15 protein-coding genes are annotated in these 24,818 nt (G+C 74.8%); 5 read left to right on the top strand and 10 right to left on the bottom strand.

What is annotated here, in order from left to right:
* Nucleotides 1-1,048 precede the first annotated feature (1,048 nt).
* Genes ACFXDJ_RS27885 through ACFXDJ_RS27870 form a run of 4 tightly spaced genes read right to left on the bottom strand, consistent with a single transcriptional unit; the run spans nucleotide 1,049 to nucleotide 3,754 of the window.
* Nucleotides 1,049-1,204 (bottom strand): DUF6760 family protein, encoded by a 156-nt coding sequence (locus tag ACFXDJ_RS27885; RefSeq protein WP_384654822.1) that lies wholly within the window; start codon nucleotides 1,202-1,204, stop codon nucleotides 1,049-1,051.
* Nucleotides 1,201-1,698 carry a hypothetical protein gene (locus tag ACFXDJ_RS27880; RefSeq protein ID WP_384654819.1) on the bottom strand — a complete coding sequence of 166 codons (498 nt, stop codon included), beginning with the start codon at nucleotides 1,696-1,698 and terminating at the stop codon, nucleotides 1,201-1,203. Before ACFXDJ_RS27880 ends, ACFXDJ_RS27885 begins: the two co-directional genes overlap by 4 nt.
* Before the next feature lie 7 nt (nucleotides 1,699-1,705).
* The gene (locus ACFXDJ_RS27875; protein WP_384654817.1) at nucleotides 1,706-2,149 is read right to left on the bottom strand and encodes a phage tail protein; all 444 of its coding nucleotides are present in this window, start codon (nucleotides 2,147-2,149) and stop codon (nucleotides 1,706-1,708) included.
* Nucleotides 2,150-2,161: 12 nt separating this feature from the next.
* Nucleotides 2,162-3,754 carry a phage tail sheath family protein gene (locus ACFXDJ_RS27870; RefSeq protein WP_384654815.1) on the bottom strand — a complete coding sequence of 531 codons (1,593 nt, stop codon included), beginning with the start codon at nucleotides 3,752-3,754 and terminating at the stop codon, nucleotides 2,162-2,164.
* Nucleotides 3,755-3,936: 182 nt separating this feature from the next.
* Here ACFXDJ_RS27870 and ACFXDJ_RS27865 point away from each other — a divergent pair, with 182 nt between their 5' ends.
* The 4 genes from ACFXDJ_RS27865 (at nucleotide 3,937) to ACFXDJ_RS27850 (ending at nucleotide 11,724) form a co-directional block, all read left to right on the top strand.
* The gene (locus tag ACFXDJ_RS27865; protein WP_384654812.1) at nucleotides 3,937-8,121 is read left to right on the top strand and encodes a hypothetical protein; all 4,185 of its coding nucleotides are present in this window, start codon (nucleotides 3,937-3,939) and stop codon (nucleotides 8,119-8,121) included.
* Nucleotides 8,122-8,196: 75 nt separating this feature from the next.
* Nucleotides 8,197-9,225, top strand: a complete 1,029-nt coding sequence (locus ACFXDJ_RS27860; protein ID WP_384654809.1) for a hypothetical protein — start codon at nucleotides 8,197-8,199, stop codon at nucleotides 9,223-9,225.
* 577 nt (nucleotides 9,226-9,802) lie between these two features.
* Nucleotides 9,803-10,510: a tRNA-dependent cyclodipeptide synthase gene (locus tag ACFXDJ_RS27855; RefSeq protein WP_384654806.1), complete on the top strand. Its 708-nt coding sequence runs from the start codon at nucleotides 9,803-9,805 to the stop codon at nucleotides 10,508-10,510.
* The gene (locus ACFXDJ_RS27850; RefSeq protein ID WP_384654803.1) at nucleotides 10,507-11,724 is read left to right on the top strand and encodes a cytochrome P450; all 1,218 of its coding nucleotides are present in this window, start codon (nucleotides 10,507-10,509) and stop codon (nucleotides 11,722-11,724) included. Before ACFXDJ_RS27855 ends, ACFXDJ_RS27850 begins: the two co-directional genes overlap by 4 nt.
* Before the next feature lie 133 nt (nucleotides 11,725-11,857).
* Here ACFXDJ_RS27850 and ACFXDJ_RS27845 read toward each other — a convergent pair whose 3' ends face one another.
* The 5 genes from ACFXDJ_RS27845 to ACFXDJ_RS27825 all read right to left on the bottom strand — a co-directional run bounded on the left by ACFXDJ_RS27845 (nucleotide 11,858) and on the right by ACFXDJ_RS27825 (nucleotide 20,308).
* The gene (locus ACFXDJ_RS27845; protein ID WP_384850686.1) at nucleotides 11,858-12,532 is read right to left on the bottom strand and encodes a DUF4157 domain-containing protein; all 675 of its coding nucleotides are present in this window, start codon (nucleotides 12,530-12,532) and stop codon (nucleotides 11,858-11,860) included.
* A gap of 51 nt (nucleotides 12,533-12,583) precedes the next feature.
* Nucleotides 12,584-14,590: an ATP-binding protein gene (locus ACFXDJ_RS27840; protein ID WP_384661406.1), complete on the bottom strand. Its 2,007-nt coding sequence runs from the start codon at nucleotides 14,588-14,590 to the stop codon at nucleotides 12,584-12,586.
* Nucleotides 14,590-15,309, bottom strand: coding sequence for a DUF4255 domain-containing protein (locus tag ACFXDJ_RS27835; RefSeq protein ID WP_384661409.1), 720 nt, complete (start codon nucleotides 15,307-15,309; stop codon nucleotides 14,590-14,592). The genes ACFXDJ_RS27840 and ACFXDJ_RS27835 overlap by 1 nt, the downstream gene beginning before the upstream one ends.
* 18 nt (nucleotides 15,310-15,327) lie before the next feature.
* Nucleotides 15,328-19,311 carry a hypothetical protein gene (locus ACFXDJ_RS27830; RefSeq protein ID WP_384661412.1) on the bottom strand — a complete coding sequence of 1,328 codons (3,984 nt, stop codon included), beginning with the start codon at nucleotides 19,309-19,311 and terminating at the stop codon, nucleotides 15,328-15,330.
* A 265-nt stretch (nucleotides 19,312-19,576) separates the two neighbouring features.
* Nucleotides 19,577-20,308, bottom strand: a complete 732-nt coding sequence (locus ACFXDJ_RS27825; RefSeq protein WP_384850684.1) for a response regulator transcription factor — start codon at nucleotides 20,306-20,308, stop codon at nucleotides 19,577-19,579.
* A gap of 171 nt (nucleotides 20,309-20,479) precedes the next feature.
* Here ACFXDJ_RS27825 and ACFXDJ_RS27820 point away from each other — a divergent pair, with 171 nt between their 5' ends.
* Entirely contained in the window at nucleotides 20,480-21,757 is a 1,278-nt protein-coding gene (locus ACFXDJ_RS27820; RefSeq protein WP_384850681.1) for a hypothetical protein, read from the top strand.
* A 157-nt stretch (nucleotides 21,758-21,914) separates the two neighbouring features.
* Here the strand turns inward: ACFXDJ_RS27820 and ACFXDJ_RS27815 are convergent, their stop codons facing one another.
* On the bottom strand, nucleotides 21,915-24,608 hold the full coding sequence (locus ACFXDJ_RS27815) for a LuxR C-terminal-related transcriptional regulator (protein ID WP_384850678.1): 2,694 nt from the start codon (nucleotides 24,606-24,608) through the stop codon (nucleotides 21,915-21,917).
* Nucleotides 24,609-24,818 lie beyond the last annotated feature (210 nt).

Below are 24,818 nucleotides of genomic sequence, written 5' to 3'. Positions count from 1 at the left end.
CCGGAGCGGGAACCACGGGAGCGGCATCCGAGGGCGCCCCGGCCACGGGAACAGCGGGCCAGAGCGGAGCCACCAAGGGCGAACCCGACGCCTCCGCCGAGGCGGCACCCGGAGCCTCCAGCCGCTGCACCGGCAGATCCACCGGCCCCGCCGAAGCCGCGCGAGCCGAGGCCGCCTCCGCCGAGAGGCCCGACGCCGGGCCCCCGCCGGGCAGGGGCTGCGCCGGGAGAGTGCGCGGAGGGAGATCCACTGGCGGGGCCGCCGTCAGGGGTTGCGCCCAATGGGGCCGCACGACCGGGAGGGAACGGGATTCGGAAGTCGCCCCGGAGACGGCGGACACCGGGACCACCGGCGCCTGTTCCGCCCGGCTGCGCTGCACGGCCGAGGCTGGCGACACCGACCCCGGGGCGGCATCCCCGCCCACGGGCCCCCCGCTCGGCGAAGCGGACGCCGATGACGGCGTCGGCGATGGCGATGGCGATGGCGATGGCTCCGGACCCCAGGCCTGGTCCGTGACCAGAAGCGAATCCGCGACCGCACCCACGGCCCGAGCAGCACCCGCACCCAGTGCCGGAGCCAGGGGCCGGTCCAGCCCCGGGGCCGGGTCCCCGGGCGGGAGCACGCCGGTAGCCGCTGACGGGCCCCACACCGGGGCCTGCGCCGGATCCGGCGACCGGACCGGATCCGGGGCCGATGGCCGGACCGGATCCACGCCCGGCGACCGGGCCGAATCCACGCCCGCCGCCGGTGCGAGGTGGATCGTGCCCGACGGGGCTTCGGGTGTCACCGCGTGACCCAGGGCTCCCGTCAGGGAGTGGTGTTGCCACGCGGCGAGGCCCGCGCCGAAGCCCAGCGGGTCCGTCAGCAGTGGCGCCGGGCCGAACGTGCTCCGCTGGAGCGGAAGTTGCGGCCACGCCGGAGCAGGGCGACTCACAGCAGAGCCACCAGCAGCAGGGCCACCCGGAGGCACCACCGGCACGGGCGGCTCCGACGCCGAAGCGGAGCCCCGCCCCCGCAGCCGCGCGCGCAACGCGTCGAAGACCACCGTTCACCGCCCCCCGGCCAACCGGTTCAGCCGCGCGATCTGTTCCACGTACCGCCGCCGGTCCGCGTGCTCCAGGTCGAGGAGGGAGTCCATCGGCCAGTGGAAGTGGTAGGCGATGTACGCGACTTCGCCGTAGAGATCGTCCGTCGCGTACGTCACGATTCCCCCAGGCGCCCACCACCCGCGAGGTCCACCGCGAAGTCGGTCCGACACGACGGGCACGTCACCTGCGCCCGGGTGTGGCCTTCGGCGTTGATCCGGCGGTAGAAGTCCTGGAGGAAGGCCAGGTCGGAGGCGAACAGGTCCTCGATGACCCCGGCGTGGACGTCCGTCACGGAACCGATCCGCTCCACCACCCGCCCCAGCAGCACCACCGACAGGTAGGCCGGGTTCTCCCGCACCCGGTCGTCCCGCAGTGGAACCAGCTCGTCGCGGGCCGTGGCCAGCCGCATCACGCCCGTACGGTGCACCTGGCCCGCGCCGTCCACGTAGCCGCGCGGCAGCTCGAACGCGAACTCCGTCCGCATCGAACCGCCCCCGCCCCCCACGTGCGCGGCAGCGGCAGCGGCAGCGCCGACGGCAGCCGGTTCCGGACCGGACGGCGGGGCCGGGGCGTCCTCCGCCGCGCCCCGCGGCGCAATCTGTCGTCGCATCAGCAGATCACGCCACGTCCATCTGCTCGTACGTGATGACGAGTTTCTCGGTCAGGACACTCGTGTCGCCCGCCTTCAGCGAGCTGATCTCCAAGCTCTTCGGCCACGCGTTGACCAGCGTGTAGCGCTTGATCGCCTGGCCCTCGTAGTCGAAGACGATGATCGCGCCGCCCTTGCGGGCCGAGCCCATCTTCCCGAACCGCGCGTCCTTGATCCACTTTTCGAAGTTCTGATCGGCCGTCAGACCGCGTGTGAGCGTGACCTCGCCCGCCTTCGGCCGCCCCGGCAGCTTCTTGATGACGTACTTGCCGTCCGCCGTGTTCTGTTTGAGCTCGATGACGTCCTGTTCCATCTTCAGGCCCGTCACCTCGTTGATCTGCTTGATGACGACCCCGTCGATCTCCAGCCCGAAGGAGTGGCCGACCGAGGTGTCCATGTCGGGAAGTGCCATACCGCTGACCCCTTACTCGTTGACGAGACTGGTGCCGCCCGAGAACTGGGCCAGCCGGAAGATCACGAACTCGGCCGGCTTCACCGGGGCGATCCCGATCTCGCAGACCACCTGGCCCGCGTCGATCCCCTCGGCCGGATTCGTCTCTCGGTCGCACTTCACGTAGAAGGCCTCGTCCGGCGTCAGCCCGAAGAGCGCGCCGCGCCGCCACTCGTTCACCAGGAACGCCGCGATGGTCCGCCGGATACGCGCCCACAGCGCGTCGTCGTTCGGCTCGAAGACCACCCACTGGGTGCCGATGAGGATGGAGTCCTCGATGTAGTTGAAGAGGCGGCGCACGTTCAGGTAGCGCCAGGCCGGGTCGGAGGACAGGGTCCGCGCGCCCCACACCCGGATGCCCCGGCCGGCGAAGGAGCGGAGGCAGTTGACCCCGATCGGGTTGAGGAGGTCCTGCTCGCCCTTGGTGAGGTGGACGGCCAAGTCCACCGCCCCGCGCACGACTTCGTTCGCGGGAGCCTTGTGCACCCCGCGGCTCTCGTCGTTGCGCGCCCACACCCCGGCCATCGCCCCGCTCGGCGGGATGAACCGGGTCTGTCCGCTCGACGGGTCGGCCACCTTGACCCACGGGTAGTACAGGGCCGCGTACTTGGAGTCGTATCCCGCGCCCGTCATCCGCCAGTCCTTGACGCGCTGCGGCGACAGGTCGGGCAGCGGGTCGATGATCGCGACCCGGTTCCCCATCAGTTCGCAGTGCGCGATCATCGCGAGCTGCACGGCCTTGACGCCCTCGATGTCGAGCGCGCCCTGTTCGTACGCGCTCATCACGTCCGGCACGGCGAGCATGGTGATCTCGTCCACCGTCTCCAGACCGCCGAAACCGGTCCGGTCGTCCGAACTCCCGACGTACGAGGCCGGGGTGACCGTCGCGGGCACCGCCGGTACGGGTACGGGCGCCGCGGCCACCGCCACCGTCTGGTTCTCCGGGCGGGTCAGCGCCTGGGCCGGGCCGGCGTCCTCGACGGTCACCAGCCGCGAGCGGTCCCGTACGACGGTGACCACGTAATTGCGGTTGCCGCGCTTGCTGGAGACCTCCCAGGTCTCCTCCGTCCGGTCCCCGCGCTTGATGTTGAGGGTGAAGGCGTCCTCGGCCGGGGATTCGCCGGCCGCGTCCGCGACCTCGGCGCTGATGCCCTCGCCGGTTCCCTCCAGTGCGGCGATCTGGAATCCGCCGAGTGCCGTACGGGCGCCCGCCGGAAGCGCTCCGGGCTTGGCCCGCTTGCCCGCGACGGGGGCGGCCGCACCCGCGCCTCCGGCTCCGGCCGGGGAGGCGCCGTCGGCCGCTTCGCCGCCGACCCGTACGACGTAGCAGGTGCCGCCGCCGTTCAGGAAGTACGCGTAGACGGAGTGGGCGAGGTAGGCCCCCTCCGTGAAATCGCCGAAGGTGGAGGTGAACTGGCTCCAATTGGTCACCAGGGTGGGCGCGTTGTACGGTCCCGCGGCGGCCAGCCCGACGAAGGCGGCGACGGCGGTACCCACACCCTCGATCGGGCGAGAGCCGGCCTCGACCTCTTCGACGTAGACGCCTGGCGACAGGTACGACGGCATCCGGGTCCTCCCCCTGGGGTGCGACGGTTGATCTCACCCTCCCGCTCGGGGCCCCTCGAAGGTCATGACCGGTCGTGCGCCTTCGGGGGAACCCTGCCGTGCCCGGACGGGCAGAACCCGCTGCGCGTTCTCCCAGTCCCGTGACGCTTCACGCCGCAGCCGCGGCCGAGGACCCTGCGCGAGTGGACCGGAGTACGAAGCGCCCGCAGGACAGCGGCGAAGCCACCGAGGAGGCAGGCGCGGCGGACCGGCACGCTCCGGAGACGCCCGGCCCCGGCAACCGGGCCGTCGGCTCGCTCCTCGGCCCGTCGGAGGAACCCGACGCCAACGGCGTTACGGGCGCTACGGGCGACCCGGGCGGTACGAGGGCCGGCGCGGCCGCGGTCGGCAGGCTCATCGGCATGCAGCGACTCGCGGGCAACGCCGCGGTGAGCCGGGCCGTGGCGCTACAGCGGCTCGCCCCCGGGGCCGGAACCGGGCGGAGGCCGACTCCCAGGACCACGGCGGGGACGGCGGCGGGGACGGCGGCGGCGGATACGGCGTCCGGGAGCGAGCGGGAATCGGGCTCCGGCGAGAGCGAGGAGACCGGCCGGGCACCGGGCCACCCGTCGGGCGAGGCCACCGGCCGGGCGACGGGCGCAGCTACGGGCGAAGCGACCGGCGAGGCTCACACCGCCCCCGCCAGGCCTGACGCCCCGCCGGCCCGGGACCCGCAGGGCCCACCCGGATCCGGTACCCCAGCCCCAGCCCCAGCCCCCGAGCGCGGAGCGCCCGTCGCTGGCCACGCCGCCGGGCACGGAACCGAGGGCGGCGCCGAGGGGACCGGGACGCCGGCCGCTGAGCTGGACGGCGGGCCGGAGGGAGGACCCGCCGCAGACCCCGGCGACGGCGACCTGATCAGCACCGAACTGGCCGAACACGAGCGCTGGGCGGGCTCGTTCGGGAGTCTCGGCACGGCCGGCACCGACGAGCGCGCGCGGTATCTCCTCGACATGGCCGGTCAGGGCGCGGCGAGCGGTGCGGCCGGTGGCGCCGTGATGGGCTTCGCGATGAGCGCGATCGGCGCGGCCGTCGGGCAGGTGGCGGGCCGCCGGCTGGCCACCCTGGCGGTGTCGCGCGGGCTGTCGGCGACCCCGGTCCCGGGCCTGGGACCGGCCATCGGCGGTGTCATGGCGCTCGCGGGTCTGGCCATGCGCGACTGGGGGGCGACGGGGCGGACGATCGGCCGGATGGGCACGGGGACGGGCTACGAGCGGCTCGCCAACGACCTGGAGGGCCTGGCGGAGGTCCTCGACGTCGCGATGGCGCTGATGGACGTCGTGGCGGGGGTGCTCGGCGGCATCGCGGTCGGCATGTGGGTGGGCGCGGTGCTGTCCGGCGGCACGCTGGCCCCGCTGGCGCTGACGCTGTCGGCGGTCGCGACCGGCATGGGCCTGGCGACGACCGCCGTCGGCCTGATCATCAACATCGGCGTCCGGCCGGTGGTGACGGCGCTGCGCGCCCTGCACGCCTTCGACTCCCAGGGCGACCCGTCGCAGATCGAGCACCAGGGCGAGCAGCTCTCCTCGGCGGCGAGCCAGGTCGGCGGCGCGGTGGCCGGGGCGCTGGCCGCGAAGGCGGGCGCGTGGACCGGCACCCGGGGCGGCACCCGGATCGACCGGGGCATCACCCGCCTCCAGGAACGCGCCACGGGCGGGGCCCCGTCGGGGTCGGTGACCTCTTCGGGCGGCCCGCGGCTCCACGTGGAGATGCCGGAGGCCCCCGCCGGACCGGGATCGACGCCCCCCGTCGACGCGGACGCGGGCCCGGCCCCGCACCTCGACGCGGACGCCGGAACCAGCACCGGAACAACCAGCACCAGCACCACGGACACCGGCACCGGAGCAACCCCGCACCTGGACGCGGACGCGACATCAGGCGCCACCCCCCACGTGGACGCCGACCCCGCGGCAGGCACGGGCACGGGCGCAGGCCCCGGCCCGGCTCCGCGAGCCGAGGAGGGCGCCGGGAGCCGCCCCGCCCCGGCCTCCCCCTCCCCCGTCGGCGCCGACCCCGCCGATTTCAGCGACCTCGACCCGCTGATCCGCAGCCTCGACGAGGATCCCGCCGTCCAGGCCCGCCTCACCGACGACCGCCCCGAGCTGCCCCGCCGCGCGACGCCCTGGAGCATGGAGGAGGCCCGCGCCTACGCCAACCAGCAGGCGGCCGACCACCGTGCCGCCACCGGGATGACCGGGGAAACCGTGCAGGCCGGGCACACCGCGGCCGCCCGGCACGCACCCGAGTCGGACATCATGCCGGCCGACTGGGACACCCAGCCGATGCAGCCGCTGCACAGCCGCCGCGACCCCGATCTCGTGGTCACCGTCACCCACCAGGACGGCCACGAGAGCACCAACACCCGGCACCGGGCCCAGGAGAGGCTGATCGACGCGGCCGTCGCGCAGTCCCGTACCGGCTCGGAGGACGGCACGCTGACCCCGCGCGGCCACCTCGACGCGGCCGACCAGGTGGCGTGGCAGTCGGAGAACATCCCGCTCGACCAGGACAACATCGACCTGCTGCGCGCGGGCGGCCCCGCCGCTCCGGGCGCGGGCCCGGCGGTGGACCCCGCGACCGGACGCGTCATTCCCGGCACCGGCACCGGCAGCTCCGCCGCGACTGCCGCCGCCACCGCTCCGGCCCCCGCCTCCCCGGGAGCGGCCCCGCACACCCCTTCCGCGCCCGTGTCCCCGTACCCGGACCACACCCAGACCATCCCGCCGACCCAGGACCGCGCCGCCGCGATGGCGCAGTACCAGGCGCAGGTGCGCGCCGATCCGGGCCGGGAGTCGGGGGTGTGGCGGGACGCCGCGGGCAACTACCACGTCATGCAGGGCGGTCCGGGTTCGGTGGCGCCTCCGGGCGCGCCGGGGCCGATGGAGCTGATCTACCACAGCCACCCCACCTCGGCCGATCCGGCGATGCGCTCGCTGAACAGCCAGCCCTCGCAGGCGGGCGGGGACTTCGGCGTGCTCCAGTACCAGCACGGGGAGGGGCCGGCGGGCCAACGGCAGAGCTCGGAGCTGCACTTCCCGGTGTACGACGGCGACGGGAACCAGACCGGCTACGGCTCCACGCGGTTCGTGTACGACCCCACCAACCCGCTGCCGCTCCAGGTCCACACGACCACCCCGGACGGCGGTACCTCCACCCAGCGGTACCGGGACTTCGCCGACTTCCAGCAGCGCGCCAGGGTCGGTGCGAGCGGAGCCACTCCGTCCGATCGGGCGGCGGCGTTCGCGGGGGCCGAGGCGCGGCTGGGCGCGGACCGGGCCGCGGCGGGCGCCCGCGTGGACGAGACGGCGCGCGCGCTGGCCCCGGGCCCCGGCATGGTCGGGATCCGCGAGGGCCGGGAGGCGGGGGACACCGGCAGGGGCGCCGCCGGCGCAGGGGCGGGCGGCCCGGGAACCGCCGGGTCCGGGGCGGAGCCTTCGCGGCGCGGGCCGGCGTACGCCGCGCACGTGGCGGGGCTGCGTCCCGGCGAGACCGTGGACATCCCCGTCAACCCGGCGTACACGGCGCCGCCCGGTACCCCCGCCGAGCTCTCCGCGCTGCGGGAGCGGATCGCGGCGACCCGCCGGGCCCAGGCCGAACTGGCGGGCACGGAAGGCCGGATGGCGAGCCAGGCGGCCGCGCAGAGCAGCCAGGACGCCCAACTCGGCCGGGCGGGCGAGGTGTCACAGCAGCTGATCGAGGGCGGGCAGGCGCAGGCCGCGGCGACCCGGGCGACCCAGTCGACGAACCGGGAGCAGCAGGCGACGGCGGCCGGGGCCCTCGACGGTCTGGGGCACTCGGCCCAGCAGGCCGGCGCGGTCGCGACGCTGGTGGGCAGCCTCCGGGCGTTCCAGGGGCTGGCCCACCTGTTCGGGTACCTTCCCGGCAGCCTCGGCAACAGCGCCCGGGGTGCGAGCGCCGACTCCGCCCGCCTCATCGCCGCGCTGGGCCGGGTCAGGGAGACGGACGCGGCACAGGGCCAAGTGGCGGGACAGCGGGCCGGCATGGCGGCGGACGAGACGCGGATCGGTGGGGTCGGTGAACGGAACGCGCAGACGTCGGGCGAGCTGGACCGGGGCCGGCAGCAGGTCTCGGACCTGCGCGACCTCAACCAGGCCCGGCTCGGGGAGACGACGGCCACCCGGGACCAGGCGCGGCAGGAACGGCAGGCCGCGTCGGGCGACGAGGAGCGGACGCAGGGCACGCACGACGACCTGCTGGCCCGGATGCGGGCGTGGGCGGGTGAACACCGGGCCGCGCGGGAATCCGCCGTCGCGGCGGCCCGCGAGCGGCTGACGGCGCAGGGATACGCGGTACGGGAGAGCGGATGACGACGATGACGGCGATCGACGGCGACGAGGCGATGACGGGGAAGAGCCGATGACGGGGATGACGGAGACGGGCCGATGACCGGGACGACGGCGATGAGCGCGGCGGCCCGGACGGAAGTCGCCCGCCTGCGCGGCAGCGGCAACGGCAGCGGCGGCGCGAGCGCCGCCGAACTGGCGGAAGCCCTGGAACAGTTGGCGACGGCCGCCACCGAGGAGGGTGATCTCGGCACGGCGGCGGCCGCGCTGGAGGAGGCCGCCGGGGTCTGGAGCCGGATCCCGGAACCGGCGCGGGAGGGCTTCTGCCTCCTGCTGGCGGCTACGGTGCAACGCCTGCGCGGGGACCTCGGGGCGGCCCGGCACAACCTGGAGCGGGCTGCGGCCTCCGATCTGCCCGAGGCGGTGCGGCGGGCCTTCGAGGCCGAGCGGGCCGAGCAGTCGCTGGCGGACGGCGCGCACGAGGCGGCGTACGAGGGCTTCGGCGGGGTGCTGTCCGTGCTCGACGCGGAGGTCGACGGGCCGGTCCGGGCGCGGATCCTCCAGCGTCGGGCGGCGGCCGCGGTGGCCGGGGAGCGGTGGCCGGAGGCGGCCGCCGATCTGATGGACGCGCGGGAGCTGTTCGCGGCGCACGGTGAAGCCGAGGAGGCGGAGGCGGCCGCGCTGGGGGCGGCGCTGGCCGTGGCGCGGGTGGACCCGTCGACGGCGGAGGAGGTCTGGTCGGCCGTCACCGCGTCGGCCCCGCGCGACGGCGCGGCGGCGGCCGCGCGCTCCATCACGGGCGGCCGGATCGCCCTGCTGGCGGGGGACCCGCGGCTGGCATTGCGCCGCTTCGACACGGCGCGGCAGGGCGCGCTGGACGCGACGGATCCGATCTCTTACCTGGCGGCGGTGGCCGAAGCGGTGGCCGTCGCGGAAACATTGGGTGAACACGTGGGCGCGTACGGGCGGTTGGCGACGGCCTGGGTCACGGTCGGCGACCTCCTCGGCGCGGAATCGGGGCGCCAGTTGGTCCGACCCTTGCTGGAAGAGCTCCGCGAACGGCTGGGGGCGGAGCGATTCTCGGCGGCCAGGGCGGCCTATGAGGCGCGGGCGAGGGCCGGATCGTGAGACGGAGGGGGCAATTCCCGGGCATCATCCGAACAGTGGCTTGATTTAGACGTTTCCCGTGGCGGGTCGGGGGTGGATCGAGCCCTCGTCAGCAGAGGTCTGGGTTCCGGATCGCCGTTCACCGACCCGTGGGTATGCGGCTCGGCGCGCACGAACCGCCGGGTCGGCCATATTGGAACCGGATCTTCCAAAAATCCTTGTGGTGCAAGGGTGTTGACCTTTCGGCAGACTCGTGCCTCAGGGGATTTTGCGGCGGGAGGCGGCCCTCCGGCAGGCTGCCGGGAGCGCGGCCCGCCATCCTGCGGCGGAGGGCCGGAGGGGGGCGGAATCAGACACCACGGAGCCCAGATTCACGTCGAACAGCCGCTTCGTGATTGGCCGGATAAAACCCTGTGCCCTCGCACCAATTCATAGGGTAACCGGGCAATATCACCCCATGGCCGCGAGTCGATCCGCTGAGTAACCGGCCAGTAGCTCTAGAGCATCGGCCGTGTGCTCGGCTAGCTTCTGGTTCGGCGCCGCCACACCCAGGGCACAAGGCCCTGCCGGGACTAGCGGCGCGGGGGAACCAATCACGTTGACGACTGCCATCAAAGGCATCTTCGCCGTCCGTCCCTATACCCCTCACTGCCAGGTAATCCACGACGAGGGCGACCACGCCGTCATCGGTATCTCGTCGGGGAACTCCTACTTCACGCATGACCGCGTGACGGACCTCGCCCGGTGGGGACTCGAACACTTCCGTCAGGTCGACCTCATCTGGACCGACATGCACGTCGCCGAGATGTTCGTCGCACTCGGCTACCCGGAGATCGAAGCGCAGCGCAAGGCGGTGAAGAACCTCCGCGGAGTGCGCGCCAAGGTCACCGCCGCCGTCGCCGCCCTCGACCCCGAGGGCGAACGGCTGCGCGGACGCCCCATGTCCGCGCTCCTGGAGCTCCCCGCATACCAGCGGATCCGCTCCCAGCTGGACGTCTTCATGGCCGACGACCCGGAGTTCCGCGAGGTCTGCGACCAGCTCGCGGCCCGCTTCCTCGCCGACAAGCTGAACGGCCAGCCGCCCACGGAACTCCAGCGCGAGGTGTGCATCAAGTACGTGTGCGCCGAGGTGCCGCTGTTCCTGGACACGCCGGCCATCCTCGGCGTCAACTCCTCGCTCAACTGCTATCACCAAGCCCTGCCGCTGGCAGAGCTGCTGTACGCACGCGGCTGGGGCCTGCGCGCCTCACGCAACCAGGGCCACGCGGTCATCACCCCCGCCGAAGAACAGGACAGCCCCGCATGACCACCACCATCGACCCGACCAGCCCGGCCGCGGCCGAGGAGCTCACGAGCTTTCCCTTCGATGCCAACGGCACGCGGCTGCCCGACGAGATCGCGCACCTGCTCGCCAACGAGCCGGTCAAGAAGGTCCGCACCATAGCCGGGGCGGAAGCCTGGCTGGTGTCCTCGTACGCCCTGTGCCGTCAGGTGCTGGACGACGCCCGCTTCTCCCTCAAGGACACCTCCGCCGAGGGTGCTCCCCGCCAGTACGCGTTGACCATCCCCCCCGAGGTGGTCAACAACATGGGGAACATCACCGGAGCCGGCCTGCGCAAGGCCGTCATGAAGGCCCTCAACCCGAAGGCCCCCGGGCTGGAGGAGTGGCTCGTCCGCCACGCGAACGAGCTCGTCGACCAGATCGTCGCGACCGGAGTCCCGGCCGACCTGCGCAGCGACTTCACCGTCCCGTACTCCACCGGGCTGCACTGCCAGATCCTGGGCATCCCGCAGTCCGACGGGCCGGCCCTGTACAAGTCGCTGCACGTCGCCTTCATGAACAGCGCGAAGAGCATCCCGGCCGCGGGCATCAACTGGGACCGCGACATGGACCACATCGTGGCCCGTCTCAACGACCCGGAGACCACCGGGCTCATGGGTGAACTCGCCGCGCTGCGCGGGGACTCCGACTACGACCACCTGACGGACGAGATGCTGGCCACCGTCGGCGTCACGATGTTCGGTGCGGGCGTCATCAGTGTCATGGGGTTCCTCACCATGGCGCTCGTCTCCCTGATCCAGCACCCGGAGCTGAAGGCGGAGCTGATCGCGGACCCGTCCCTCATCCCGGCGGCCGTGGACGAGCTGCTGCGCATCAACCTGTCGATCGCCGACGGGCTGCCGCGCATCGCCACCGAGACCATGCAGCTCGGTGACGTCACCGTGCAGAAGGGCGAGCTGGTCCTCGTCCTGGTCGAGGCCGCCAACCACGACCCGGCCGAGTTCGAGGACCCGCACACGGTGCGCCTCGACCGTCCGAACCCGAACGCGCACCTGTCGTTCGGCGGCGGCGGCCACTACTGCCCCGCCACCGCGCTGGGCAAGCGGCACGCGCAGATCGCCATCGAGGTGCTCCTCGACCGGCTGCCCGGCCTGGACCTGGCCGTGCCGATCGAGCAGCTTGTCTGGCGCACCGGGTTCATGAAGCGCATCCCGGAGCGGATGCCCGTCCTCTGGTGACCCCGCCCTGGGTCACCCCTTCACCGGACCCCCCCGTAGTCCGGTGAAGGGGCGGCCCGGGCCGTCCTTCCGGGCCGCTTTCCAGGCCGTCTCCTCCGGGTCTTGCCGCACGGCGAGATCCGGAAGGGACGGCCTAAGCCGGTTCCTCTTCCGCCGCTTCGGGGTCTTCCTCCTGGGCGCGCTGGACCGCGGGCGCCGGAGCCGCCATCGCCTCGGCGGCGGTGGCGACCGCTTCCCGTTCGAAGCGGTCGCCGGGGTCGCTGACACGTACGCCGTCTCCCGTGTCCGTGCCGTCCACCGGGCCCGACCGCTGCTGCACCACGTGCGTCAGCTCGTGCGCCAGCGTCTGGCGGCCCCGGGCCGACTCCGGGTCGTACGCGCCCCGTTGGAAGACCACGTCCGAGCCGACCGTGTAGGCGTGCGCGTCCACCGCCGCCGCCGACTCGTGGGCGGCCGCGTCCGTGTGGACCCGTACGTCCCCGAAGTCGTGGCCCAGCCGGGACTCCATGTCCGTGCGCACCTCCGGGTCCAGTGCCCGGCCGCCGCCGGAGCCGACCACCTCGTGCACCGGGTGCGCCGGATGCGCCGCCGACCGCTGGACGGCCGCCGTCGCTCCGCTGTTGCCGACCGTCTGCTGGAGCCGGACCAGTCCGCCCGGCCCCATCACGTCCGGCCGCCCGTCCGCGGCCGCCCGCAGCAGCATCGCGTCCGGCAGGTCCGGTTCCCGGCCCTCCTCGGGCCGCCGCGCGGCCCCGGCCCCGGATTCCTGCTCGTGCTCGTACTCCTGCCCCTGTCCCTGTCCCTGCATGCCCTCGGCCTCCTCGTCCTCCTCGTCCGGCCTGCCCCTTCGGGCAGCCGTTCACCACGCCAGCCGCAGGTACGGTCCGAACTCGCTCTCCAGGCACAGCCGTCCGAGCTTGCGGTACTCGCGGACCACCGCCGCGACCAGATCGGCCATCAGTACCGGCCGGCCCGCGTCCGCCGCCAGGTAGGCCGCCGTGACCGCGGCCGACCGGATGTCACCGCCCGCAAGCTCGAACGACCGGGCGCAGAACGGCAGATCGAGATCGTCGCCCCGGGGCAGCCGCGGACCCAGGCAGCGGTCCCACAGCGCGAGCCGCTGCTCCGCGTCGGGGAGCGGGAAGTCCACCACCAGGTCGAGGCGCCGGGTGAAGGCCTCGTCGAGGTTGGCCCGCAGGTTGGTGGCGAGGATCGCCAGGCCGTCGAAGGTCTCCATGCGCTGGAGCAGGTAGGCGCTCTCCACGTTCGCGTACCGGTCGTGCGCGTCCTTGACCTCGGAGCGCTTGCCGAAGACCGCGTCGGCCTCGTCGAAGAGCAGTACGCCGTTGACGCCCGCCGCCTCCGTGAAGATCCGTTCGAGGTTCTTCTCGGTCTCGCCCACGTACTTGTCGACCACGGTGGCGAGGTCCACGGTGTAGAGGTCCAGGCCCAGTTCGCCCGCGATGACCTCGGCCGACATGGTCTTCCCCGTCCCCGAGTCCCCCGCGAACAGCGCCATGACCCCCCGCCCGCGCCCGCCGCCGGGCCGCATCGCCCAGTCGCCGAGCACCAGGTCCCGGTGCCGGGCACGCGCCGCCAGCTCCCCCAACTGCCCCAGCACGGCGGGCGGGAGCACCAGATCCGACCAGCCCACGCCCGGCTGGATCCGACGGGCGAGGCGTTCGAGCCCGGAGGTGTTCTGGGCCCGTACGCCGTGCAGCAGTTCCGCCTCGCCCGGTACGCCCTCCCCCGGTACGCCGCCACCCGCCAGCGCCGTCTGCTGCCGGGCGGTGGCGGCCGCCCGGCGCATCTGGCTCGGGCTGAGCACGAAGGCGGACACGGCGGCGCCGGGTGCGGCGCCGAGCACCGAAGTCCACAGGGCGGTCCGCGCGGCCGCCCCCAGCCGCCCGGCTTCCACCAGCAGCGGGGTCCGGTCCGACCACGCGGGGTCCCAGCCCGCCTGCCCGGCCAGCAGCACGGGTACGGGCAACGCGGCCAGTGCGCGCAGCAGTTCGGTGTGCCGGTCCAGCGCCTCCACCGGGGCAGCGATCAGCCCGGCACCGGCCATGGCAGCTTCCCGGCCGGCGGACCGGACCAGCGGAGCCGGGTCGGCGTGCCGGGCCAGGCGGTCCAGGTCGAGTACGAGGGCTCCGCGCCCGGCGCCGGCCAGCGCCTCGGCGGCCAGCTCGGCGGCGGCCCCGCCCGCGGGCTCGCGCAGGTAGACCGGCGAGATGCCCGAGCGCAGCGCCGCCGCCAGGGGCTGTGAGGGCAGTCCGGTATCGCCCCGCGCCGACACCGGGTGCAGCAGGTCCACGAGCTCCGGGGCCACCGCGTCATCGCCGAGCAGATGCGCGGCCACCCGGTCCGGTACCCGCAACGACCGCCCGAGGAAGGGGCGTTCGCGTTCCTCCACGAGCAGGAGGCCCCGTACGGACAGCGGCCCGTCGGCCGACAGCCGGGCCCGGGCGGGCGCCGAAGCGGCCGGTACCCCGCACAGGCCGAGCGCGAGCCCGGCGGACGGGCGGCGGCGCGTGACGTCGTCGTTGAGGTAGCCGTAGAGCTGCTCGAAGCGCCGGTCGAGGTCGGGCGCGAGGGCGATCAGCAGCAGCTCCACGTCCAGCGGATGGAGTCCGAAGTCCCTCGCGAGGCACTCCAGTCGGGAGGTTCCGTCGCCCGGTGGGACCGGGGCGGCAGGCTCGGGCCAGGGCACCTGGTCGGGCGAGTCTAGGATCCGGCGGACCGCGTCGTCGGACAGGTACAGCCCGCGGAACGGGTCGTCGGCGTCCGGGTCGCTCCCGCGCCGCGCCTCCACGGCGGCGCGTACCCGGGCCTCTACCACGGCGAGGCGGGCGAGGAGGTGGTCCATCAGCCCTCGCCCGGACGGTGAGGTCGGGGGGCGGGGCGGGGGCGGGCGGGCCGCTGACGCGGCAGACCGGCGGCAGGGCCCGGCCGCACTCCCCGCCGTGCCTCCGAGGACTCCCCCGACCCCCCGGACCCGTCCGACACGTCCGACACGTCCGACAGGTCCAGCGCCAGGCCGTCCTCCACCGGGGGTCCGGCCGGGTACGAGGGGGCCGCCACCACCGGGGCGCTGACCACCACGTCGAGGGAGGGCTTCAACTCCCCTCCCAGTGCGCTCCACACGTCCGTGAACGCCTTGTTCTCGGGCGGCGGCAGGGCGATCGACACCGGCACGGGCAGTCCGGTCAGGCCCAGTTCCGTCCCGAGCCGGTCGGCCGGCAGCGCCGAGTACCGCAGGAAGCATCCCAACAGCGAGGACAGCAGCCGGTGTTCGTCCTCGGGCCGCTGGGTCCAGGCGCTGATCAGGTACGACAGTTTGAAGTACCGGGGCGGCAGGGTGCGCGCCACCACCCTGCCCTGTTCGTCGTACACGTTGCGCCGACCGCGCGAGCGCAGGCCGAGGTCCTCGCGGATGTCGTACAGGTACAGGTTGACGGTCGGTGCGTTGCGCCGGGCCGCCCAGTCGCGGGTCGGCGCGTCGAAGACCACGTCCACGCCCGCGCCGCCGCCGAGCGCCTCGGCCCGGACGAGTTCGCGCAGCGCGTCGTCCACCTCGTGGATCACCCCCGGATCACCCCCGGATCACCTGCGCCACTGGAAGTTGTCGGGCTGGAGGACTCCGGGCACCACCAGGAACGGCGCCGACACCTCGGTGAACAGCGGCGGGGTCACGTCCGCGTGCGCGGCGGTCAACTTCCGCTCGCCCAGGGTGTCTTGTACGAGGATCAGCACGGGCGCCGTGAAGCTGCCGTCGACCCCCACCACCACGGGCGCGGAGTCGACCGTCACTCCCCGGTCCCAGCGCAGGGACACGGTCACGCCGGGCGGGAAGTCGCTCCCGTGCGCCTGGGTCACCGAGCCGGGCGGCCCGAGGGCCGGAGTGAGCTCCAGCACGGGCTGCCGTACGGTCACTTGCGCCGATCCGGTGTCGTTGGCGGGCTGGGCGTCGGTACCCGTGGTGGTCACGGTGGCCGTGATCGCTCCGGTCAGCGCCTGCCCCGCCGCCAGCTCCAGCCGTACGGTCAGCCGCGCGCCCGGAGCCAGGTCCTCGACCGGGCAGCCGCCCGTGCCCACGCACCCCGGCCGGGACACGGAGCTCACGCCCAGCCCCGGCGGCACGGTGAGGGCGAGGGTCAGCCCGGTGGCCGGGCGGGCTCCGAGGTTGGAGAGCGTCACCTCGGCAGTGACCCGGCCGCCCGTGTAGGCGGTGCGCGGGGTGGCGGTCACCGAGACGGCCGGGTCGGCGTAGCGGGTGGGGATGGGCGGCGGGGCGGCCTCGACGACGATCGGCGCCGAGGCGGTGTTGTTGGTGGGGTTGCTGTCCGCTCCGGCCGTGACGACCGTCCCGGTGGCGTTGCCGCTCAGGGGGGTCGCCGAGGAGACCACGCGGGTCACCGTGGCCGTGGCTCCGGGGGCCAGATCACCGAGCGCGCACCCGGCGGGCGGGCAGGCGGGGGTGGCGGAGACCACGGTCATGCCGGCCGGCAGCACCGGGGTCAGCAGGACCGCCTTGGCGGGCGCGTCGCCGAGGTTGGTGACCTTGTACACGACCGTGGACTGCTCGGCGGTCGTGAGGTGGCCGGGGGTGGCCGTGACGGTGACGGCGGCGTCGGGGCGGCGCGGGTCCACGAAGGTCAGGTCGACGGCGGCACGGTCGTTGTCGGGGTTGCCGTCCTCGCCGCGCCGGGTGGTGGTGGAGGCGGCGCCCTCGACGGTTCCGGAGAGCCCTTCAGGGGAGGTGTACTCCCAGGTGGACTTCTTCTCCTCGCCCGGTTTCAGCGTGCCGAGCGCGCAGCCGTCGGCCGGGCACGCGGTGCCGGTGACCAGGGCCAGTCCGGGCGGGAGGGTCATCTTCAGGCGGACGTCCTCGGCGGTCGCGGTGCCGGCGTTGCGGACCGTGAACTCCACCTTCGTCCGCTCGTTGATCTTCAGTACGGGCGGGACCGCGGTGGCCGTGACGGCGAGGTCGGGCACGACCACGGTGACCACGGCCGCCGCCTGGTTGTCCGCCGGCCGGCGGTCGGGCAGCTCGCTCTCCACGGTGGCACGGGCCTCGTGCGCGCCGAGCGCGGTTCCCTTGACCGGCACGCGGATCGTGGCCTTGCCCCGGTCGTCCGATGCCAACCTCCCCAGATCGCAGACGAGTTGAGCGGTGCAGCTGCCGCCCGAGGGCTCGACGGGCCCGGCCGGCTCCAGCCCCGGCGGCAGGGTGATGCGCACCTTGGTGCCGGGCGCGGGGGCGATGCCCCGGTTGTGCAGCTCCAGCACCAGCTCGGCGGTGTCGCCGAGGAGCACGGTGGTGTCACCGCCGGTGAACCGGACGGAGAGGTCGGCGCTCGGCTCCCAGGTGGGCTGGCGCTGGCTGGCGCCCGTGGTGCCCGGGAACATTTCCGCGTAGTCGTCGGCGCCGCCGTCGTTGGCGGGGTCGACGACCAGGAGGCGGCGGTCGTACCTGCCGGAGGTGGACATCCGCAGCACGTCCATGGCGAGGCGGCCGCCGCCCGGGGACCAGGCCGGGTTGTCGGGCTCGTGGTACGTCGCGTTCGCGGGCGGGGCGGGCGCCTTCGTCGGGCAGGAGGCCTGGCGGGGCACGAGCCCCCGGCACTGGGTGCCGTCCGGGGAGGCCAGCACCACCGTGCGCGTCTCGGGGTCCGGGTCCCCGCTGGCGACGGCGGCGGGCCTCGCGGCGGCGGGCTGCGCCACTGTCTTCGCGGCGGCCGTCCGCGCGGGGTCGCCCCTGTTGAGGGTGTTGTTGACGTAGTGGTTGCGCCGGACGAACGCCAGCCCGCCGCCCCGGGGATCGTAGACGGGCCGGCCGTCGATCACCGGGCAGTCGGCCCCGCACTGCGCGCCGGTCACGTCGAACGGGGCCGATCCGTCGGCCGCCTTGGCGGTCCAGACGTGCCGGTCGGGGTACCCGCTGGGCGCGCCCTCGTCGAACGGTGCGGCGACGCCGTCCGAGGTGCCCCCGCCACCTCCCGCGACGGGCGGCGCTACGGACGGCGCGACGTGCGGCCGCTGCCTCTGGAGGCAGCGGCTCCAGCGCGAGAAGGCCAGCCGCGTCCCGTCCGGCGACCAGCTCGGCTCCAGGTCGTCCGAGGTGCAGTCGTATCCGCTCTCCGCGCGCCGGGGCACGGTCGCCACCAGCTTCCAGTCCGCCGGCTTGGCGGAGGAGACGTCGACGACCGCGATCTCGGTGCGCGGATTGGGGTTGGCCCCGGTGGGAACGGGCCGCCGGGCGAAGGCGAGCCGGGTGCCGTCCGGGGACCAGGAGGGCCGGGTCTGCGTCTCGCCCGCGTTCATCCCCCGGTACTTCAGCTGCTCCGCGCCCGCGAGCGCGTCCGGTTCCCCGATCATGATCTCCGTCGGCCGGACGAACCGTGCCGCCGCCAGCTCGTTCGAGCCGAGGACCCGTACGAAGGCCATCCGGCGCGCGTCGGGAGCGTACGCCGGGTCTTCGAAGTCGTACTCCGAGCCCTGCGCGGCCCGCAGTTGGACGCGGTCCACGGGCACGGCGGCCTGCTGTCGCTCGATGTCGGCCGACTCCCAGTCCTCGCCCGCCAGCAGCGGCTGGGGCCGGGCGCCGGCCCCGGCGGGGGTGTACCAGCCGACGTTGTGCGCTTCGAGGGGCACCACCGTGCCGGAGTCGAAGAGCGGGGTGCCCGGACATCCCGCGCAGGGCTTGGCGGGGTCCACGGAGTACGGCTCCCCGAGCAGCATGAGCAGCGATCCCCCGTCGGGCCGCCAGGCCAGGTCCAGCCGGCCGCCCTCGCCGCGCTCCCCGTGGGCCAGGATCTCGGGCGCGCTCTGGCCTCGCCCGTCGGCCGGGACCGCTTCGAGGTCGAAGCCGCCGTTGGCGTCCTTGGAGAGGTACGCGATGCGGTTCCTGCCGCCGGGTCCGGGTTCCCATACGGGCACCTGCGCGTCGTCGCCCGTGGGCGAGACGCGGACCGCCGGCCCTCCGGCCAGCGGCCGGCGCAGGGCCTCGCCGCCGTGCGCGTAGACCAGTTCGGTGGAGTCGGGCGACCAGTCCGGCCAGTCCGCGTCCTCGGCCACCTGGCGCAGGCCGCTGCCGTCGGTGCGCACCACCCAGACGCCGATCGGGTACTCGCTCCGGCCGCCGCGGTCGTCGCAGCGGTAGCGGGTGGCGGAGCTGCCGTCGCCGGGGTCGTTCTCCCAGGAGACGAACGCGATCCACTGCCGGTCCGGGGAGAGCACCGGGTCGGCGATCCGCCAGCCCTGGCGCCAAAGGACCTGGGTGACGGGCCCGTTGCCGGTGCGCCGATGGATCCCCTCGCCCAGGCCGCTGCGGTCGCTGACCCATACGAGGTCGTCGCCGCGCGCGGCGGGCTGGCAGTCGTTGCCCGCGGTTCCGGCGGGGAGCAGCGGAGTCAACTCGCCCCTCGCTCCGACCGTGTTGACGGTGTGGTGCGGGCCGTCGCCGACGTACGCGAGCCGCCCGGGGTCCGGGGCGTCCGCGGGCGCCGCCACGGGCGCGGCCGGGGCGCGGGCCGGCGCCACCGGGGGCACGACCCCCATCAGCCCCAGGACCGCCACCAGCACCATGGACCGCCCGAACCCGAAGCCACCTCGTCGCCCTGCTCGTCGCACCTGCGTCCCCCCGACGTGTCCCCCGTCCCCCGCGCACCCCAGGGCGGGCGACGGCATCCGGATGGCCCTCCTCACCGCAACCGTGGCGCGCTGGGTGCCCCGCCCGTAGCCCAGGGCGGGGCACCGTTGCGGGTAACTCCCGGTGCCCTAACGGGCATTCAGGGCCCCTCGCCCGGACCCGCCCGGCCTCGCCCGGCCTTGGCCGGTCTTGTCCCGGGCCTCAGATGAACCCTTGACGCATCGCGTAGGCCACGGCGTGCGAGCGGTTGCGCAGCTGCAGCCGGGTCGTCACGTCGTGCAGGATGTTCTTCACCGTCCGCTCCGAGAAGGCCAGCGTGCGGGCGATCTCCGCCGTGTCGCTACCCTCGGCGACCAGCCGCAGCACGTCCACCTCCCGGGGCGCGAGCCCCGTGAAGGCCAGTCCGCGCGGGTCGAGCACCTGCCGCTGCAATCGGCCGACCTGGTCCAGCAGCCGCCCCAGCAGGTCCGCCGGCACGCTGCCCTCACCCCGTGAGGCCGCCGTGATCACCTGGACCAGCCGCTCCCCCGAGGCCTCGGAGCGCCGCACCACCCCGACGACCCCGCATTCCACGGCGGCCACCAGCCCGGCGTCGTCGATCTCCGTGACCACGAGCACGATCCGCGCCTCCCCGACGGAGCCCGCGCCCGCCGCCGCGCCCGCGCCGCCGAGCCCTCCGCTGGGCCCGCCGATGCCGTCCGGCCCGCCCCGCTGGGCCCGCCGCAGCGTCTGTGTCTCGCTCTCCCCCACCCGGTCGGCGGCGACCACGGCCACGCACGAAGCCCCGTAGGCCTCGTACGGTTCGTCGTCCCCCAGCAGCCGCACCTCGGGGCAGTTGCGCAACTGCCCGGCGAGGCCGGCCCGCGAGATCGGGTCCTGGGCCGTCAGCCGTACCGGGATCCGTTCGGCCCCGCTCTCCCCTTGATAGCGCATGACGCACACCCCCAGCTCACCGCGGCAGCCCCACCTGCCCGCGCGTACACCCAGTGAACACCCGCGCAGTCAGCAAGCACTCCACACGGACTCAACGGGCAACACGGCTTGCCCCCGGATGTGTCCGTACGGGTGCGGACCCGCCTTCGCCCCGCTCCCTACCGTCCCCTCATGACCACTTCCGCTCATCTGGACGCCTCTCCGGCCGCCGTCATGCCCGGGGACGAGATCCGGATCCCGCTGGAGCTGCGCAACAGCGGCAACATCGTCGAGGCCTACGGTTTCGAAGTAGTGGGACCGGCCGCGGACTGGACGGTGGTCGAACCGCCCACGCTGTCCCTCTACCCGGACACGGCCGGCACCGTCCACCTGGTGGTCCGCCCGCCCCGGGACTCCACGATCCCGCCGGGCGAACTGGCCTACGCCGTCCGCGTGCGACCCCAGGAACAGCCGGAGCACACCACCGTGCCGGAAGGCGTCCTGGACATCGGGGCCTACGCGGACTTCGGCGCCGAGTTGAACCCGAGGCTGAGCCAGGGCCGTACGGGGGCCCGCTTCCAGCTCGCGTTCGACAACCGGGGAAACCACCCCCTGACCATCTCCCTCTCCGCGAAGGACCAGTCGGACGCGCTGCGCTTCACCCTCCCGTCCACCGCTACGGTGGTCGGTCCCGGCCAGGCCGCGTTCGTACGGGTCCCCGTGCGCGCGCGGCGCCGGATGTGGCGCGGCATGCCCACCCCGCACCCGTTCCAGGTGACGGCCGCGCCCGCCGAGGACGGCGTCGCTCCGGCGGTCCTGGACGGCACCCTGCTGCACCGCCCGATCCTGTCGGCGACGGCCCTGCGGGCCCTGCTCGCGGTGGTGGCGCTGCTCGCGGCGCTGGCGGTCATCTGGTTCACCCTGCTGCGCCCGGCGGTGCGCAGCGCGGCGAAGGAAGCGGTCAAGGGCCCGGTGCAGGCGGCGGAGTCGAAGGCGGCCGAGGCCAAGGACGCGGCGGACCGGGCGGCGGCGGGCGGCGGCGGGGCCGGGGGCTCCGGGAAACCGTCCACGGGCCCGTCGGCGGGCGCCTCCCCGGGGACGGGCCCGGCCCCCCAGGCCCAGGCGAACCTGTTCTCGACCCGGCTCACCGCCGAGGCCGGGACGGGCGCGAGCAAGTCGGCGACGTACACCGTCCCGGACGGCAAGGTGCTGCGGCTGACCGACCTGGTCCTGGAGAACGCCCAGGGCGACGCGGGCACGGTGACCTTCTCGGTGGGCGGAAAGCCGCTGCTGGCACCGGCGTTGGAGAACTTCCGCGAACAGGACTTCCACTGGGCCTCGGCCCTCCTGGCGGGCCCGAAGCAGGAGATCACGATCACCCTGTCCTGCCGCACCATCGGCCACCCCCCGGCGACCCCGACCCCGACGACCTGCTCGTCCTCGGCCCTCCTGAGCGGAACTTTGGAGTGACCCCTTCAGCCTCGCCGGCGTTTGAGGCGCGGGGTCCGGGGCAGCGCCCCGGGGAACGGTGGAAGGGCGGGTAGGGGACGGCCCCGCGCAGCGGCCCACCCCGGCCCGCAAGCGGCCACAGCCCCGGGCCCCGACCCCCGGGCTGCGGCTGCGGCGGCTACGGCGCAAGCACCGCCGCCAGCTCCGTCCGCCCCGGAATCCCCAGCTTCGCGTAGATGCTGGTCAGGTGGTTGTCCACGGTCCGGGGCGACAGGCTCAGCCGCCCCGCGATCGCCCGCGAGGCCAGCCCCCGCGCGGCCAGCGCCGCGATCTCCCGCTCGCGGGGAGTCAGCGCCGGCGCGGCCAGACCCGCCAGCGCCGGCACGGCCGCCGCCGAGAGCCCCGTACACCGCGCGGCCAGCGCATGCGCCCGGGCCGCCGCCGCCCGCGCCGCGGCTCCGCCCACCGCCACCCCCGCCGCACCCGCCGCCGCCTCCGCCGCGAAGAGCCCGTAGCCGAGGCGTTCGAACTCCGCGGCCGCCTCCCACAGTCCGGGCCCGGAGCGGCCGGCGAGGGCCGCCACGTGCGCCGCGCACGCCGCCGCCAGTTCGCCCTCGTGCCCCGAGGCCACCTCCCGCAGCCGGTCGGCGACGCCCCGCGCCCCGGCCACTCCGCCGAGCCGGGCCGCGTCGTGCAGGGCGAGGAGTTCGAAGCCCGGGAGCCCGGCGGCCCGTGCCCCTTCGGCGACGTCCCGGGCCAGTTCGACGGCCCGTGTCACCCGGCCCCCGGCGGCCGCCACCCACGGCCGGGCGAGCTCCGTCCAGCGGTCGAAGACCACGGGCGCGGCGGCCGCTCCCCGGTCGGCGGCCGCGAGGTACGTCTCGGCCCGGGCCACGTCACCGGCGAGCGCCGCCGCATGGGCCGCGCCGCCGAGGTGGGAGGTGTCGTAGTAGCCGGAGCCCCGGGCCGCGATGCCCGCCCGGAACCGGGTCAGCGCGGGCCCGGGCCGGCCCCGCCAGAGCAGTACCGCCCCGTACAGGGCGTCCACGGAGCGCTCCGCCACCGGCCAGTCCCCGCGCCGCAGCAGCAGTTCCGCGAAGCCGTCGGCGGCCCGGTCGGCGCCGTCGAGGCGGCCCGCCCAGAACTCGGCGGCGAACTCCGCCAGCCGCAGCCCCAGCACCTCCGCCGGTTCCCGGCCCAGGAGTTCCCCGGCCCGCAGGACCTCGCGCCGGGCCTCCTCGGGCCGGCCGGTGTAGGCGTGCGCCACGGCCGTCGTCGTCAGCAGCACCCCGGTCCGCCGGGTCTCCTGGCCCCCCGCGCCTTCCACGAAGAGTCCGGCGGCCAGTTCCAGCGCGGCACCGTAGTCCCCCTGGGCACCGACCAGCGCCACGCGCCGGGCGCCGGCCTCCCAGCGCAGCGCCGGGTCGGTGACCTCCGACTCGGCCTCGCGGAGCACCTGTTCGGCCGCCGCGAAGCTTCGCAACCCCCAGCTGAGCCCGTGGGCGCGCAGCACGGCGTGCCGGGTGCGGTGCAGGTCGTTCATCGGCGACCCTGCGCATTCCCGGAGCACCCGTTCGGCCTCTTCGTAGCGTTCCGCCCAGCTCAGCGCCTCCGCGAGGAGCAGCACCGCTTCCGTGCCGCCGCCGGAGTCGCGGGCCGCCGCGGCCAGCCGTATGGCGGCGGCCGTGTCGTAGTCCGCCCAGGCGTCCCGGGCTCCGGCCAGCAGCGGCGCCGGGTCCTCGGTCATCCCGCCGGCCAGCCGCCACTCGGCGATCCGCAGCGTGTCCCCGGCGCGCCGGGCTCCGGCCGCCTCCACCGCCCGTACCAGGGCCCGGTGGTGGCGCCGGCTCCGTACGCGGGGGCAGCGCGCGGCGGCCACTTCGGCGTACAGGGGGTGGGCCGTACGGACGTACGTGCGCCGCCCTTCGTCGGCGACGGCGAGCAGTCCGCGGGCCTCGGCCTCCTCCACGGCCGCCGGGTCGGCCATGCCGAGCAGCAGCGAGATTTCCAACGGCTGTCCGAAGGCCACGATTTCGAGCACCTCGCGCAGTTCGGGCCGGGCCTGGCCGTAGCCGCCGATGCGGCTCTCCACCAGGTCCGCCATGCGGGCGGAGGGCGGGCCGGGGAGCAGCCCGGGGGGTGCCCCCCACTGCCCGTCCTCCAGGCGCAGCTCGCCGCGGTCCACGGCTCCGAGCACCAACTCCCGTAACAGCAACGGGTTTCCCTGGGACCGCTCGTGCAACCGGGCGGCCGTTCGGTCGGTCACCGCGCCGAGCGCCGCCGCGAGCAGGGCGGCCGTTTCGGCGGGGGTGAAGGACGGCAGTTCGAGCCGGTCCAGCAGCCGGTCCTCGGTGAGCCGGCGCAGCCCGTCCGGAGCTCCGGCCCCGGCGCGGACGGCGGCGAGCAGCCGCACCTCGCCGTCGCGTACGAGGCGTTGGAGCAGCGCGGCGGACATCGGGTCGAGCAGGTGGGCGTCGTCCACGCAGATCACCGCCCCGGCCAGGGCGTCCGCCGCCCAGCGCCACCGGTTGCCGTCGGGGGCCATCCGCTGCGGCAGCAGCGGGGCGAGGGCGCCGAGCGGTGTGCTCCGGGCGGCCTCCGATCCCTCGGCGACGAGCAGTACGGGCGGCGGCGCGGGCAGGGTGCGCCGCACTTCGTCGATGAGCCAGGACTTCCCGGCCCCGGCGGCCCCGACCAGCAACACCCCGCGCGGACCGCCCACCACGGCCCCCGCAACGCCACGGCCCTCCGCGCCACGATCCGCCCCGCCACGTCCCGGGGCCTCACGGCCCTCCGCGCCACGCCCGGTCAGCGCGCGGCGCACCCGGTCCAACTCCGCGGCGCGCCCGTGGAAGGGCCAGGAGACCACCATGCGCCGATGGTAGGACCGCTGCCGCCGCTCCCGAGACCCCCACGACCGAAACCCGTTGCCGCTGGTGGGACTTGTCGGACGTGCGTGCGACGGAAGCGCTTGGCTAGTGCCGCGTCAGGCAGCGTTTGCCCCTCAAGGAGCGGCGTCCGGTGCGTGCTCTCGGCGCGCCGGCCGGAAGCGCTCGTACTGGACGTACTCGGGCTTCCGGCC

Origin of the sequence: Streptomyces sp. NPDC059443 (assembly GCF_042750105.1) — a bacterium.
Taxonomy (GTDB): Bacteria; Actinomycetota; Actinomycetes; order Streptomycetales; family Streptomycetaceae; genus Streptomyces.
The sequence above is the reverse complement of the archived record's forward strand: the minus strand, read 5'-3'. Positions and strand labels throughout refer to the sequence as shown.